The sequence below is a fragment of the Mesorhizobium sp. CCNWLY176 genome (assembly GCF_037153935.1).
Lineage (GTDB): Bacteria > Pseudomonadota > Alphaproteobacteria > Rhizobiales > Rhizobiaceae > Mesorhizobium_M > Mesorhizobium_M zhangyense.
The window spans coordinates 272,331-286,001 of record NZ_JBBBDZ010000002.1 but is presented as its reverse complement, the minus strand read 5'-3'; the positions used below and the strand labels follow the sequence as shown (position 1 = coordinate 286,001).

Genomic DNA, 13,671 nt, shown 5'->3' with positions numbered 1-13,671 from the left:
AAGACGGGAACGGCATGAATACGAACCAGGTACTGGACATTTTTCGCGAAGCCGGCGCAGTGCTGGAAGGCCATTTTATCCTTACCTCCGGCCTGCGCAGTCCGGTTTTCCTGCAGAAGGCACGCGTCTTCATGCATGCCGACAAGACCGAGCGGCTGTGCCGGGCTCTGGCGGAGAAAATCCGCTCCGAGGTGCCTGGCAAGATCGACTATGTCGTCGGCCCGGCGATCGGCGGCATCATTCCGGCCTATGAGACATCGCGGCATCTCGGCGTACCGGCCGTCTGGGTCGAGCGTGAGAATGGCGTCTTCCGCCTGCGCCGTTTCGAACTCGAAGAGGGCGCGCGCGTCGTCATCGTGGAGGATATCGTGACCACCGGCCTGTCGATCCGTGAGACCATCGACTGCCTGCGCGCGCTGGGCGCCGAGGTTGTCGCTGCCGCCTGCATCGTCGATCGCTCTGCGGGCAAGACGGATGTCGGCGTGCCGCTGGTCGCGCTCGCCGAATATGAGGTTCCGGCCTATCCTGCCGACCAGCTTCCGCCAGAACTAGCGGCAATCCCGGCGATAAAGCCCGGAAGCCGGAATATTTGAGGATTACGGCTGGATGATCATCGGCATCGGCAGTGACCTGATCGACATCCGGCGCATCGAAAAGTCGCTGGAGCGCTACGGCGAACGCTTCACGGCCCGCATCTTCACCGAGGTCGAGCAGGAAAAATCCGATCGGCGCAAGCAGCGCGCCGCTTCCTACGCCAAGCGCTTCGCCGCCAAGGAGGCCTGCTCCAAGGCGCTGGGCACGGGCATTTCGCATAGCGTTTTCTGGCGCGACATGGGCGTGGTCAATCTTCCGGGCGGCAAGCCGACCATGCATCTGACCGGTGGAGCCGCTGCAAGGCTGGCCGAGATGCTGCCGGCGGGCCATCGCGCGGCGATCCATCTGACGATCACCGATGATTTTCCGCTCGCGCAAGCGTTTGTGATCATAGAAGCCTTGCCTGCCGAATAACCGCCATTTTCATGGCGCTCGTGGCGTTTTTTCGATCAGGGCAAAGATTGCCCCGCGCGCGTCGAGCCCTTATACCAACCCGACGCAGAAACTGAGGACGACATGAGCGTGGCTGATAAATCCGAGAAGAAATCCGGCGGGCTTGGCGAGACCGTCAGCGTCATCGTTCAGGCGCTGCTGCTTGCGCTGGTCATCCGCACGTTTCTGTTTCAGCCTTTTTCGATTCCCTCAGGCTCGATGCGGCCGACGCTTCTGGAAGGCGACTATCTGTTCGTGACCAAATGGTCCTACGGTTTCTCGCGTTACTCGCTGCCCTTCGGGCCGGACCTGTTTTCGGGCCGCGTCTGGGGCGGTGATCCGGCGCGCGGCGATGTCGTGGTCTTCAAGTTCCCGCCGAACCCGTCATTGGATTATATCAAGCGCGTCATCGGCCTGCCGGGTGACAAGGTCCAGATGAAGGACGGCCAGCTCTTCATCAACGGCACGGCCGTGCCGCGCGAGAAGGTCGGCGAGATCGACAATCCCGACATCACCGAGGTCAACCGCCCGGTCGACGTCTATCGCGAGACGCTGCCGAACGGCGTTTCCTACGACACGCTCGACCTGACGCCGAACTCCATCGGCGACAACACCCGTGAGTTCGTTGTGCCGGAAGGCCACTTCTTCATGATGGGCGACAACCGCGACAACTCGACCGACAGCCGCTTCAATGTCGGCTACGTGCCGGCCGAAAATCTCGTCGGCAAGGCCAACATCATCTTCTTCTCGATCGCCGATGGTGCAAGCCCGCTTGAAATCTGGAAGTGGCCGTCCGAGATGCGCGCCTCGCGCCTGTTCAACTTCGTTCGTTAGGATGGCGTTCAAACGGCTGACCGGAAAAGACATTGCCGAGGCGTTGAAGGAACGCACCGGCCATGTGTTCCGCGACCATGAGCGGCTTCAGCGCGCGCTGACGCATGCGAGCGCGCGTGGCGCCAGGGCCGGCACGGACTATGAGCGCTTCGAGTTTCTCGGCGACCGCGTGCTCGGCCTGATCATTGCCGACATGCTGTTCCATGCCTTTCCGAACGCTGCCGAGGGCGAACTTTCGGTGCGGCTCAACGCGCTGGTCAATGCCGAGGCGCTGGCCGAAATCGCCGACGAGATCGGCCTGCCGGACCTCATCCGCGCCGGCAGTGAGGTCAAGACGCTTGCCGGGCGCAAGCGGGTGAACATCCGCGCCGATGCGCTGGAATCGCTGATCGCAGCGCTTTATCTCGACGGCGGCATGGAAGCGGCAAAACGCTTCGTCCTGCGCTATTGGGAGCCGCGGTCCAAGGTTACCGGTGCGGCCCGCCGCGACCCCAAGACCGAATTGCAGGAATGGGCACATCAGGCGGCAAGTGCTACACCTGCCTATCAGATCGAAAGCCGCGAAGGCCCCGACCACGATCCGCTGTTCACGGTGAGCGTGCGTGTCGGTGATTTCGAGCCGGCGACCGCCACAGGCCGCTCAAAACGCGAGGCCGAGCAGGCCGCTGCCGCGGCAATCCTCCAGCGCGAAGGCGTCTGGGGCCAGGAAGGAAACGAACAGTGAGCGAAGACGCCCCCGCAACCCATTCCGGCTTTGTCGCCCTGATCGGCGCTCCAAACGCCGGCAAGTCGACGCTGGTCAACCAGCTGGTCGGCGCCAAAGTGTCGATCGTCACCCACAAGGTGCAGACGACGCGCGCCATCGTGCGCGGCATCGCCACCCACAACAATGCGCAGATCGTCTTCATCGACACGCCCGGCATCTTCAAGCCGCGCCGCCGGCTCGACAAGGCCATGGTCACGACCGCCTGGGGCGGGGCCAAGGATGCCGACATGGTCATGGTGCTGATCGATGCCGAGCGCGGCATCAAGGGCGACGCCGACGCGATGCTGACCAATCTCGAAGGCGTTCGCCAGCCTAAAATCCTGATCCTGAACAAGCTCGACCGGGTCAAGCCGGAAAGCCTGCTGGCGCTCGCCGCCACCTGCAACGAGCGTGTGAAGTTTGAAAGCACCTTCATGGTCTCGGCGCTGACCGGGGCAGGATGCCAGGCGATCCTCGATCATCTCGCCGAAGCCTTGCCGGTCGGCCCGTGGTATTACCCGGAAGACCAGATCTCGGACCTGCCGATGCGCCAGCTCGCAGCCGAGATCACCCGCGAGAAGCTCTATCTGCGGCTGCATCAGGAACTGCCCTATTCGTCCCATGTCGAGACGGAAAAGTGGGAAGAAAAGCCCGACGGCTCGGTGCGTATCGAGCAGGTCATCTATGTCGAGCGCGACAGCCAGAAGAAGATCGTGCTCGGCCATAAGGGCGAGACGATCCGCTCCATCGGCCAATCCTCCCGCAAGGATATCGGCGATATCCTCGAGCAGAAGGTGCATCTCTTCCTGTTCGTGAAGGTGCGCGAGAACTGGGGCGACGACCCCGAGCGCTACCGCGAAATGGGTCTTGAATTCCCGCACTGAGCGGCCGAAGCTCCAGCCATGGAATGGCGCGACGAGGGCATAATCCTTGGAACCCGCAAGCATGGCGAAACCAGCGTCATACTTGAGGTGATGACGCGCGCCCACGGCCGCCATCTCGGCATGGTGCGCGGCGGGCGCTCGCGCAAGGCCCAGCCACTGCTGCAGGCGGGCAACCGCGTCGATCTCATCTGGCGTGCGCGGCTCGACGAGCATCTCGGCATGTTCCAGGCCGAGGCGCTGGAACTCAACGCCGCGCGCCTGTTCGAAAGCGCCTGCGCCGTCTACGGCTTGCAGACGTTGGCCGCGCATCTGCGCCTCCTGCCCGAGCGCGACCCGCATGGCGGGCTCTACGAGATGCTAGGGCTGCTGATCGAGCATCTGGATGATGCCACCACCGCCGGCGAGCTCGTCGTGCGTTTTGAACTGATGGTGCTGGAGGAGCTGGGCTTCGGCCTCGACCTCACCCAATGCGCAGCCACCGGTCGGCGCGACGAGCTCACTTACGTCTCGCCGAAATCAGGCCGTGCCGTTTCGCGCGAGGCCGGTTTGCCGTGGCACGACAAGATGCTGGTGCTGCCGGCATTCCTTCTCCGCGGCTCCAGCCCTCAGGTCGACATTACGACGATCGAACAGGCTTTCAGGCTGACGGACTTCTTTTTCGCGCGCCACGTCTATGAACCGCGCGGGATACAGGCTCCCGACGCTCGCGCCGGTTTCCTCAACGCGTTGAGGAAACGCAATGCCGCTGCGCAAGACGTTCCGGGCGATACGGCGGCCTGAGACTACTCGGCTGGCACCAGTGCTGGCCGGTCGACGGGGCGTTCCTTGATCGGCCAGTGCACGATCGCCGCAAAGATGCCGAGCGCCACGCCGAGCCACCATACCGGATTGTAGGAACCGAATTGGTCGTAGAGGTAGCCGCCGAGCCAGACGCCGAGGAACGAGCCGATCTGGTGCGACAGGAACACGACGCCGCCGAGCATGCCGAGATGGCGGGTGCCGAACATGATGGCGACCAGCGAATTAGTCGGCGGCACGGTCGACAGCCACAACAGCCCCATGACGATGGCGAAAATCACAACGCTGGTCGGTGTCTGCGGCAACAGCAGGAAGGCGGCGACCGCGATGGAGCGGCCGATATAGATCCAGGCGAGGAAGATCGGCTTGGAGTATTTCTGGCCGATCACACCGGAAGCCAGCGAGCCGATGATGTTGAAGAAGCCGATCAGCGCCAACCCGATGACCGCGTAGCGCGCGTCGATACCGATATCAGCAATGTAAGCGGGGAAATGCGCGGTGATGAAGGCGACCTGGAAGCCGCAGACGAAGAAGCCTGAAACCAGGAGCACGTAGCTGCGATGGCCGAGTGCTTCGCGCAAGGCTGCACCGACCGACTGGTGATCGATGGCGGCGGCGGAATTCGGGTTGTGCGAACTGCCGACCAGCGGGATCGCCAGAACCGGAATGATGAGCATCATCAAGCTCATATAGACGAGCGTATCCGACCAGCCATAGGCGGTGATCAGGCCCTGGCTGAGCGGTGCAAAGAGGAACATGCCGGCTGACCCGGCAGCCGTGCCGATGCCGAAGACGATGGAGCGCCGTTCCGGCGGCGTGTGGCGCGCGAAGGCCGCAAGCACGATGCTGAATGAACCGGCGGCAACGCCGAGGCCGACCAGTATGCCGCCGCCGATATGCAGCATTCCGACCGAAGTCGCCGTCGCCATCATGTAGAGGCCGGCGGCATAAATAAGGCCGCCGAGCGCCAGCACGCGCCAGGTGCCGTAGCGGTCGGCAATGGCGCCGAAGAAGGGCAGGCCGAGGCCCCAGAACAGGTTCTGCAGCGCCATGGCGAGACCGAAGGTGGTGCGGTCCCAGCCTTTTTCCGCGAGCATAGGCAGTTGGAAGAAGCCCATGGCCGAACGCGGGCCGAAGGTGAGGGCGGCGATCAGGCAGCCGCATATGATGATCAGCCACGGAACGGTTGCCCGGGTGCCGGTATTTGTCGTTGCAGCCGTCATCATCGTTTCTCCCGAGTCATGTTCCGTTTTTATCGGATCGACAGGTTTTCGCAAAATGAATTGGTCGCATCGAAGGTTCAGCGATGCTGATGGATCGGCGGGAATAAAGGCGCGGTTCCGAACGTTCTTATAGGACTGAAGCAATTGTACGAACGGTTCGGTTCCGCCTTGTCGGGCTCGCTGAACAGGAGTTCAATCGGACTGGAACGAAGGCAATACCGGCCGCATCATGGACCAGAGAAGGGCAGCGATACTCGCCGAAATACCGCGCCTGCGCCGCTATGCGCGCGCACTGCTGCGCAACCGCGATTCCGCCGACGATCTGGTCCAGGACTGCCTCGAGCGCGCGCTGGGCAAGCTCGAGGGGTGGCGAACCGGCGACAATCCGAGGCGGTGGCTGTTTACGATCATGCATCATCTTTTTGTCGACCAGATGCGAAGGGAAAAGCGGCGCGGCGAAGCTGCCATGCTGCCGATCGAGGCAAGCGAGGCGATGGCGGTTCCTGCCCATCAGGCCGAAAGCGTTGCCTCGCATGAGATACTCGATGCGCTTCAGGCGATCAGCCCGGATCGCCGGGCAGCGCTGCTGATGGTTGCCGTCGAAGGCTTTTCCTATGCCGAAGCCGCCAATGTGCTTGGCGTGCCAGCTGGCACGCTGATGTCGCGCATCGCGCGCGGCCGTGAAGAATTGCGCACGATACTGGAGGACGGATCGCGGCGCCGGGCCATAAGGGTCATCGAGAAATGACCGCACGCGATTTCACCGAACGCGACATCCACATGGCACTTGACGGCGAGTTGCCGGCCGAGGAGCGTGCGGCCTACGAGCTTTGGCTGGAAGCCAATCCCGACATGAAGGCGCGCAGCCAGCGTTTCGCGACCGATCTTGCGGCTTTGCAAAATTCAGTTGCCGGTGTGCTGACCGAGCCGGTTCCGGAGCGCTTCGAGCGCTTGGTATCAGGCGAGACGAAACCCCGTAGCGCTGCCCCCCAGCGTTGGCGCATGGCTGCTGCTGCGGCAATTTTCGTGGCCGGTGGGCTTGGCGGCTATCTGCTCGGCGTCACAGGCTGGGGCTCAATAGATGCGGCCGCCAGCCAGTTGGCCGACGGTGCGATTGCCGCGCATACGCTCTACGCCGCCGAGAAGCTGCACGTCGTCGAGGTCGGAGCCGACCAGAAGGATCATCTTGTCGGCTGGCTGTCCAAGCGTGTCGGCGTCAAGCTGATCGCACCCGACCTGACCGCGCAGGGCTTCGAGCTCGTCGGCGGGCGGCTGCTGCCGGCCGAAAGCAAGGCGGCAGCGCAATTCATGTATCAGGACCGTACGGGAAACCGCGTGTCGCTCTACATCATCAGCGACGCCACGACCAAGGAAACCGGCTTCCGGCTGCTGGAGGAGGGCGGCACGCGCTCGCTCTACTGGCTCGATGACGGCTATGGCTGCGCCGTGACCGGCACGCTTCCGCAGGAAGCGCTGATGAAGATTGCGAACTCGGCCTACCGTCAGCTTCTCGACGGCATGAAGGGGTGATTCTCCCCATGGCAGGATGAAGAACGCCCATCCGTGTCATCAAAGTTTCCGCGCTTCGCCATACGTTGTAAGGAGTCACAATTCGGCCCAATTCGAGGAGCGATAGCGCTTTCGATGCCGTCGCGCCAATGCCTCGGTCAGAGACGTTCTGCCACCTTCGAGCACGCTTTCGATCGAGGTTTCCCGGCTGCCATGAACGCAGACATTCGCCCGGCCCGCGCCTCTGACATCGGCGCACTCGTGGCGCTCGAAAACGCGGTTTTCGAGACCGATCGCATGTCCAGAAACGCCTTCCGCCGCATGATCGTCAGCAAGAGCGCCTCGATCCTGATTGCCGAGCGCGATGGCTTGCTCGCCGGCCATTGTGTCATTCTCCTGCGCGCCGGAAGCAACAAGGCAAGGCTCTATTCGCTGGCCGTCGCGCCAAACAGCGGCGGCGGATTGGGGCGTGCTTTGCTAGAGGCAGCAGAAAACGCCGCTGCCGCCAAACGCCGGAAGGCAATGCGCCTGGAAGTGCGCGAGGACAATTCCCGCGCGATCGATCTCTACGAGAAGAACGGCTACCGGCAGATCGGGCACAAGCCCGCCTATTATGCCGATGGGGCGGATGCCTTGCGCTATGAAAAGCCTCTGGTCAGGTCCGCCTCGGATGACGACCAGCCACTGCCTAAAAAAGCCGGAACCGGTTAGCCATGAGTTCATTGTCCTTGGCCCGGCGGGAAGCCGGACGCCGCCAACATCACCATCCGAAAACAGCGTGAGCAAAAATGACCTGGGTCATTCTTACAGGCAGGCAAAGCGATCTCGACCAGGTGGCGACACCGCACAAGATCATCACCAACCGTGATTATCTGGCGCATCCGGCCCTGTTTCGCGGGCAGCGTCCCAAAGTCATCAACCTGTCGAACAGCTACAGCTACCAGAGCCGCGGCTATTACGCCTCGCTGCTGGCCAGTTCGCGCGGGCACAAGGTCATACCGACCGTCGAGACGATGATCGACCTGTCCGAGCACAAGCTCTACGAGCACGCACTGCCGGAACTGGAACTGGCGCTCAACAAATGCCGCAAGGATCTTGGCGGTGTTTTTCCCACCAAGGCCACGTTCTTCTTCGGCATCGGCCCGTCGAAGGCATGGGACCGTTTCGCAAAGCTGCTGTTCGACTGGTTCCGCGCTCCGGCGCTGGAAGTGTCGATCAAGGACAGCCAGCAATGGGCCTCCATCCACAGGATCGGCTTTCACCCGCTGGCGCGGATGAGCCCGGAGGAAAAGCCGCGCTTTCTCGAAAGCCTGGCGACCTACACCAACCGCGAATGGCGCGACACCAAGGCGCGTACACCGGCGCGTTTCACCTTCGCGACGCTGGTCGATCCGCATGAGGAACTGCCGCCGTCCGAGATCAGCTCGTTGCGTCATTGGGCGAAGATCGCCGAGAAAATGGGCGTCGAGGTCGAGCCGATATCGCGCAAGGATCTGGCCAAGCTCGCCAATTACGACGCGCTGTTCATTCGCGAAACCACATCGATTTCCAACCACACCTACCGCTTCGCCCGCCGCGCCCAGCAGGAGGGTATGCCGGTCATCGACGACCCGCTGTCGATGATCCGCTGCACCAATAAGGTCTATCTCAACGAGTTGATGACCTACAACAACGTGCCCGTGCCGCCGACTGTTATGATCGCCGGGCCGGCCGATCTCGAACTGGCGGCGCAGACACTCGGCTTCCCGCTGGTGCTGAAGATCCCGGACAGCTCGTTTTCGCGCGGCGTAAAGAAGGCATCGAATTTCGAGGAATTGAAGCAACTTGCGACGCTGTGGCTGGAGGATTCGGACCTGCTGATCGCCCAGAAATTCATCCCCACTGATTACGACTGGCGTATCGGCGTGCTCGGCGGTCAGCCGCTTTTCGCGGTCCACTATTTGATGGCCAAGAAGCACTGGCAGATCGTCAACCACAAGGCCAACGGCAAGCCGGATCAGGGCGGCTTCAAGTCATTCACCCTGAAGGACGCGCCCGCCCATGTCGTCGAAACGGCGGTGCGCGCCGCGCGGTGCATAGGCGATGGCCTCTACGGCGTCGACCTCAAGGAAACGGCGGATGGCGTCTTCGTCATCGAGGTGAACGACAACCCCAATCTCGACCATGGCTGTGAGGATTCTGGCGAGAAGGACGAGGTCTGGGTCAGGCTGACGCAATGGTTCCTCGACCGTCTGGAGCGGCCGGCGGTCAGCAACGCGATTTCCGAGCGGCTTATCCTGCCGGACGCATCCGTTCGATTGCGGAAAAACGCTTGAGAAACGCGCTCTGAACTGCCTTTGCCGGGCGGCACGTCAGGTCGAAGCCGTCGGCCGAAATGCCGCGCGGCCGGCCGAAGAACTGCGTCGCCTCCGAGATCGTGAAGCCGGCAAGAACCGTGGCTTCAAAGTACGCAGCGATCTGATCGGCCCGTTTGATTTCTTTCTTCAGCTTCTCGCTGATATCGGCAGGCAGCGAAAAGCGCAGATGGATCGCCCGTTGCAGCCGCTGCTCGACCGCCTTGTAGCCACCGCCGACCACCGACTTGAACGGCGAGATCATGTCGCCGATCACATATTCCGGGGCATCGTGAAGCAGAGCCGCAAGCCGGGCATCGGGCGAGGGGTCTTTTACCTGCTGCGCAAAGATTTCCTCGACCAATAGCGAATGCTGCGCCACCGAGAATGCGTGGTCGCCGCCGGTCTGGCCGTTCCAGCGGGCAACGCGCGCCAGGCCATGGGCGATATCGGAAATCTCGACATCGAGCGGGGACGGGTCGAGCAAATCCAGCCTGCGGCCCGACAGCATGCGCTGCCAGGCACGGGCCGGCGCACCGGCCTTGTCGGCCATTATGCGTCCTCCGCAGCAGCCGGCTCCTGCGGGAAAGTGAATTTCGCCCAGTCGGGAATGGTCAGCGAGATCGCAATCTCGCCGGCGGTTATTGCGGTGCCGGCGTCCATCGCGTCTTTGACCCGGTCGATGCGCACGATCGCCAGCCCTTGCGTGCCGGATACGCTGCCAAGCGTGCCGAGTGTCTTGCCGCCGGCCTTTATATCCGTGCCGCCCGGCGGCAGCGGTGCGTCGGCGGAAACCAGCAGCGCGCGCCTGCGCGCCGTGCCGCGATGGTGCATGCGCGAAACGACTTCCTGCCCGACATAGCAGCCCTTGCCGAACCCGACGCCGCCAGTCTGGTCCAGCAGCACGTCATGCGGAAAAGCGTCGCTCAGCGCATAATCGGGTCCGCTTTCGGCAATGCCATAGGCGAGGCGAAAATCCTGCCATGCCTGCCTCTGGTCGCCGGCAGAGGCAGTTTGGCCATAAATGCGGAAGACATGGGCTGGCTCGGCAAAGCGCCGATCGTGCCTGACGGTTGAATCAGTTTGTGAGGCACTTGAATCAGAAACTGAAGCGTTTGAATCAGGATTCCATGAGACGGAGACAAGCAATTGTTCCTGCTTGGAAATCTCGACCTTGGCGCGGAGCTTGTAGAGCGTCAGCCGGCGAATGAAATCGTCGGCGATCTCAGTGCGGCACTCCAGCAGCAAACCACCTTTGCCGTCGCGCGAGACGAGAAAATCGAACAGGATCTTGCCTTGCGGTGTCAGCAGCGCGCCCGGTTTGGCATCTTCCGGGGAGAGAGCATCCAGATCGGTGGTAAGAATGTTCTGCAGGAAATGCTCGGCATCCGGGCCGGAGACGGAAATCACAATGCGGTCGGGGAGCTGAACTGCGGGCATTCGGACGTGACCTGATCTTGCAAATCTGTTGGCCATTACGTAAGCCGCACGCATCGCAGGGGCAAGAGCCGGAAGAGACGCTGATGACAACGACGTTCGACCTCATCCTCAAGGGCGGCACGGTCGTCAATCATGATGGCACCGGCCTGCGCGACATCGGCGTGCGCGCCGGGCGCATTGCGGCGATCGGCGATCTCGGCCAGGCATCCGCCGGCGAAGTCATCGATTGTACCGGCCTGCACATCCTTCCCGGCGTGGTCGACAGCCAGGTCCATTTCCGCGAGCCGGGGCTGGAGCACAAGGAAGATCTGGAGACCGGCTCGCGTGCGGCGGTGCTCGGCGGCGTCACCGCCGTCTTCGAGATGCCCAACACCAATCCGCTTACCACCAGCGAGGCGGCACTTGCCGACAAGGTGTCGCGCGCGACGAACCGCATGCATTGCGATTTCGCCTTCTGGGTCGGCGGCACGCGCGAGAATGCCGGGGACGTTGCCGAACTCGAGCGCCTGCCGGGCGCCGCCGGTATCAAGGTCTTCATGGGTTCCTCCACCGGCAATTTGCTGGTCGAAGACGATGACGGCGTGTACTCGATCCTGAAGAACACCCGCCGCCGCGCTGCCTTCCACTCTGAAGATGAGTTTCGCCTGCGCGAACGCCTCGGCGAGCGCGTCGAGGGCGATCCATCCTCGCATCCCGTCTGGCGCGACGAGATTGCGGCCCTGCAATGCACCGAGCGGCTGGTGCGCATTGCGCGAGCTGCACGCGCCCGCATCCACGTGCTGCATATCTCGACGGCCGAGGAGATCGCATTCCTCGAAAACCACAAGGATGTCGCCACCTGCGAGGCGACGCCGCATCATCTCACTCTTTCCGCTGATGATTATGCCACACTCGGCACGTTGATCCAGATGAACCCACCGGTTCGCGCCGCGCGGCACCGCGACGGCGTCTGGCACGGCATCTCGCAAGGTGTCGTCGAAGTGCTCGGCTCCGACCATGCCCCACACACACTGGAGGAAAAGGCAAAGCCCTATCCGGCCTCGCCTTCCGGCATGACCGGCGTGCAGACGCTGGTTCCGATCATGCTCGACCATGTCAACGCGGGTCGGCTGTCGCTGGAGCGGCTGGTCGATCTTACCAGCCACGGCCCGCAGCGCCTGTTCGGCATGGCGCGCAAGGGGCGTATCGCGGCGGGCTACGAGGCCGACTTCACGGTCGTGGACCTCAAGCGCCGCGAAACCATCACCAACGCGCAGGCCGGCTCGAAAGCCGGCTGGACGCCTTATGACGGCAGGCAGGTAACGGGCTGGCCGGTCGGCACCATCATCCGCGGCAACCGCGTGATGTGGGAAGGCGAGATCGTCACGCCGGGGCAGGGCCAGGCCGTTGCCTTCTCCGAGGCTTTGCCCGCCTGAGTCCGATCAAAATCGTTCCGAAAACGAAAACACCCGCCAAAGCAGATGCTTGGCGGGTGTTTTTGATTCAGCTCGATATGCGCGGCATCTATCGGCCCGTCACTCGCCTGCGACGAAGAAGGCCCACTTGCCTTCCGGCGTGATGCCGAGGCGATAGAAATTGTAGACGCCGTAGCTCTTCATGTCTTCGTAGTCGCCGGCGGTGACGATCTTGAACAGTTCGACGCGCTGGCGTTGCGTCAGCTTTTCGAGCGGCATGGCGAAGAAATAGGGCCAGGCGTAGAGTTCCTCGGGCTTGCCCACATCGACGTGGACGTAGCCGCCATTGAGGATGTTTTCCATGATGGCCAGCAGTTCCTCGCCGTTCTTGTCGCCGGAGAGGTCCTTGAGGTAGGTGATTGGATCGTCTTCAAGGTCGCTCAGCGACAATTGCGTCGCCTCGTCGCCGGTGCCGATCAGCGGGCGCAGCTTCTCGATATCGCCGCCCATTGCCACGTCGAGCAGCAGCTGGCGCATGCGCTTCACCGGTTCGGGCAGTGACTGGACGTCGTAAAGAATTTCCGGCAGCGGCGCGTTGGCGTCTTCGTTGGGGTGCGTGGCGCCGTTTGGCGCTGCCGGGCCTTCGTCGGGCTCGGCCTGGTCATCCTGCGGCTGCACGTCCGGCAGCGGTGTTTTCTGTATGGGATCAGGCGAGGGGACGGTATTTTCCGGCGCGGCCTCGTCCTGTGACGGGGTGGCCGGGGTTTCTTCGCGCTTGATTTCGCTGAGGGCCGAGGCGGGAATAGTTCCGAAAAGCACTGTAGTGGGCAGCGCCACGCCGACTGCAGCAAGCCACAGCAAAGCCGCCATATGCGCACTTCTGCGGCTTTGCGATTTCGCCTGCGTCGATACCTGCATGTCCCGTCCTCTCCGTAGGCATCGCGACAGATTCGATGCCCGTCAGTTTCTTACACTGAAAAAGAGGGTTTGGGGACGTGTCAATGTCGCAGGCGAACAGGCTCGAATTCGCCAGCGATAACTTTTTCGCGCATCTCATCCAGCAGAGCCAAGGCTGCGGCTTCGCCGTTGGTGCGCAAAATCTCGACAAACGCTGTGGAAAGGGCAGCTTCCGCGATGATGTCGGCCTCGATGCCGGCCGACAAACCTTCGGCCCAGGCTTCGTTGTGACACTCCACCGCGGTCAGGCGCTTTTCTTCCCTGACCAGCGCGTCGATATCGCTGATCGTGTGCTCCATACTCATCTTCCACCCTTTCAAGTCATGGTCCCTGTCGGCCGGACCACCTTGAGCTGTCCCTTGCGAAGTCCCGATAGAAAGGGACAAAATTGACCACTGCAAATGCGATGTTTCTACTGTCTGCGCCTTGCAAATGGCCGATAGATCAAAAACCCCGAGTCATTTGACGGCTACCGTAACGCAAACGTCACGGTGCCGACAGGAATAACTAAAACTTAAGTTAACCCAC

16 protein-coding genes are annotated in these 13,671 nt (G+C 62.3%); 11 read left to right on the top strand and 5 right to left on the bottom strand.

What is annotated here, in order from left to right; translation table 11 throughout:
- The first annotated feature begins 14 nt into the window (after window positions 1-14).
- The 6 genes from pyrE to recO all read left to right on the top strand — a co-directional run bounded on the left by pyrE (window position 15) and on the right by recO (window position 4,269).
- Complete coding sequence (gene pyrE / locus WBQ96_RS04295) at window positions 15-593, top strand: orotate phosphoribosyltransferase (RefSeq protein ID WP_336547702.1); 579 nt, start codon at window positions 15-17, stop codon at window positions 591-593.
- Between the two features lie 13 nt (window positions 594-606).
- Complete coding sequence (gene acpS / locus WBQ96_RS04290) at window positions 607-1,008, top strand: holo-ACP synthase (protein WP_165115459.1); 402 nt, start codon at window positions 607-609, stop codon at window positions 1,006-1,008.
- A gap of 102 nt (window positions 1,009-1,110) precedes the next feature.
- Window positions 1,111-1,860, top strand: a complete 750-nt coding sequence (gene lepB, locus WBQ96_RS04285) for a signal peptidase I (RefSeq protein WP_336547700.1) — start codon at window positions 1,111-1,113, stop codon at window positions 1,858-1,860.
- A 1-nt stretch (window position 1,861) separates the two neighbouring features.
- A complete protein-coding gene (rnc, locus tag WBQ96_RS04280; RefSeq protein WP_165115463.1) occupies window positions 1,862-2,584 on the top strand; it encodes a ribonuclease III in 723 nt (240 codons plus the stop codon).
- Entirely contained in the window at window positions 2,581-3,489 is a 909-nt protein-coding gene (gene era, locus WBQ96_RS04275; RefSeq protein WP_336547698.1) for a GTPase Era, read from the top strand. Before rnc ends, era begins: the two co-directional genes overlap by 4 nt.
- Window positions 3,490-3,507: 18 nt before the next feature.
- Window positions 3,508-4,269, top strand: coding sequence for a DNA repair protein RecO (gene recO, locus WBQ96_RS04270; RefSeq protein WP_336547695.1), 762 nt, complete (start codon window positions 3,508-3,510; stop codon window positions 4,267-4,269).
- A 2-nt stretch (window positions 4,270-4,271) separates the two neighbouring features.
- Here recO and WBQ96_RS04265 read toward each other — a convergent pair whose 3' ends face one another.
- The gene (locus WBQ96_RS04265) at window positions 4,272-5,510 is read right to left on the bottom strand and encodes an MFS transporter (RefSeq protein ID WP_336548193.1); all 1,239 of its coding nucleotides are present in this window, start codon (window positions 5,508-5,510) and stop codon (window positions 4,272-4,274) included.
- A 229-nt stretch (window positions 5,511-5,739) separates the two neighbouring features.
- On the opposite strand from WBQ96_RS04265, the gene WBQ96_RS04260 reads away from it, so the two are divergent.
- The 4 genes from WBQ96_RS04260 to WBQ96_RS04245 all read left to right on the top strand — a co-directional run bounded on the left by WBQ96_RS04260 (window position 5,740) and on the right by WBQ96_RS04245 (window position 9,334).
- A complete protein-coding gene (locus WBQ96_RS04260) occupies window positions 5,740-6,258 on the top strand; it encodes a sigma-70 family RNA polymerase sigma factor (RefSeq protein ID WP_336547693.1) in 519 nt (172 codons plus the stop codon).
- Window positions 6,255-7,040, top strand: coding sequence for an anti-sigma factor family protein (locus tag WBQ96_RS04255; RefSeq protein ID WP_336547691.1), 786 nt, complete (start codon window positions 6,255-6,257; stop codon window positions 7,038-7,040). Before WBQ96_RS04260 ends, WBQ96_RS04255 begins: the two co-directional genes overlap by 4 nt.
- Before the next feature lie 192 nt (window positions 7,041-7,232).
- Window positions 7,233-7,730 carry a GNAT family N-acetyltransferase gene (locus tag WBQ96_RS04250; RefSeq protein WP_336547689.1) on the top strand — a complete coding sequence of 166 codons (498 nt, stop codon included), beginning with the start codon at window positions 7,233-7,235 and terminating at the stop codon, window positions 7,728-7,730.
- Window positions 7,731-7,807: 77 nt separating this feature from the next.
- Window positions 7,808-9,334, top strand: coding sequence for a RimK family protein (locus tag WBQ96_RS04245; RefSeq protein ID WP_336547687.1), 1,527 nt, complete (start codon window positions 7,808-7,810; stop codon window positions 9,332-9,334).
- Here WBQ96_RS04245 and WBQ96_RS04240 read toward each other — a convergent pair.
- Window positions 9,291-9,905, bottom strand: coding sequence for a YfbR-like 5'-deoxynucleotidase (locus WBQ96_RS04240; protein WP_442920795.1), 615 nt, complete (start codon window positions 9,903-9,905; stop codon window positions 9,291-9,293). The two genes, WBQ96_RS04245 and WBQ96_RS04240, sit on opposite strands and share 44 nt — an antisense overlap.
- Complete coding sequence (gene ygfZ, locus WBQ96_RS04235; protein ID WP_336547685.1) at window positions 9,905-10,792, bottom strand: CAF17-like 4Fe-4S cluster assembly/insertion protein YgfZ; 888 nt, start codon at window positions 10,790-10,792, stop codon at window positions 9,905-9,907. The genes WBQ96_RS04240 and ygfZ overlap by 1 nt, the downstream gene beginning before the upstream one ends.
- Before the next feature lie 83 nt (window positions 10,793-10,875).
- Here ygfZ and WBQ96_RS04230 point away from each other — a divergent pair, with 83 nt between their 5' ends.
- The gene (locus WBQ96_RS04230; protein WP_336547684.1) at window positions 10,876-12,207 is read left to right on the top strand and encodes a dihydroorotase; all 1,332 of its coding nucleotides are present in this window, start codon (window positions 10,876-10,878) and stop codon (window positions 12,205-12,207) included.
- 99 nt (window positions 12,208-12,306) lie between these two features.
- On the opposite strand, the gene WBQ96_RS04225 is transcribed toward WBQ96_RS04230, so the two are convergent.
- Both WBQ96_RS04225 and WBQ96_RS04220 read right to left on the bottom strand, forming a co-directional pair.
- Window positions 12,307-13,104, bottom strand: coding sequence for an APA family fibronectin-binding glycoprotein (locus WBQ96_RS04225; protein ID WP_336547681.1), 798 nt, complete (start codon window positions 13,102-13,104; stop codon window positions 12,307-12,309).
- Between the two features lie 80 nt (window positions 13,105-13,184).
- Window positions 13,185-13,442 carry a hypothetical protein gene (locus WBQ96_RS04220; RefSeq protein ID WP_091914014.1) on the bottom strand — a complete coding sequence of 86 codons (258 nt, stop codon included), beginning with the start codon at window positions 13,440-13,442 and terminating at the stop codon, window positions 13,185-13,187.
- Between the last annotated feature and the right edge of the window lie 229 nt (window positions 13,443-13,671).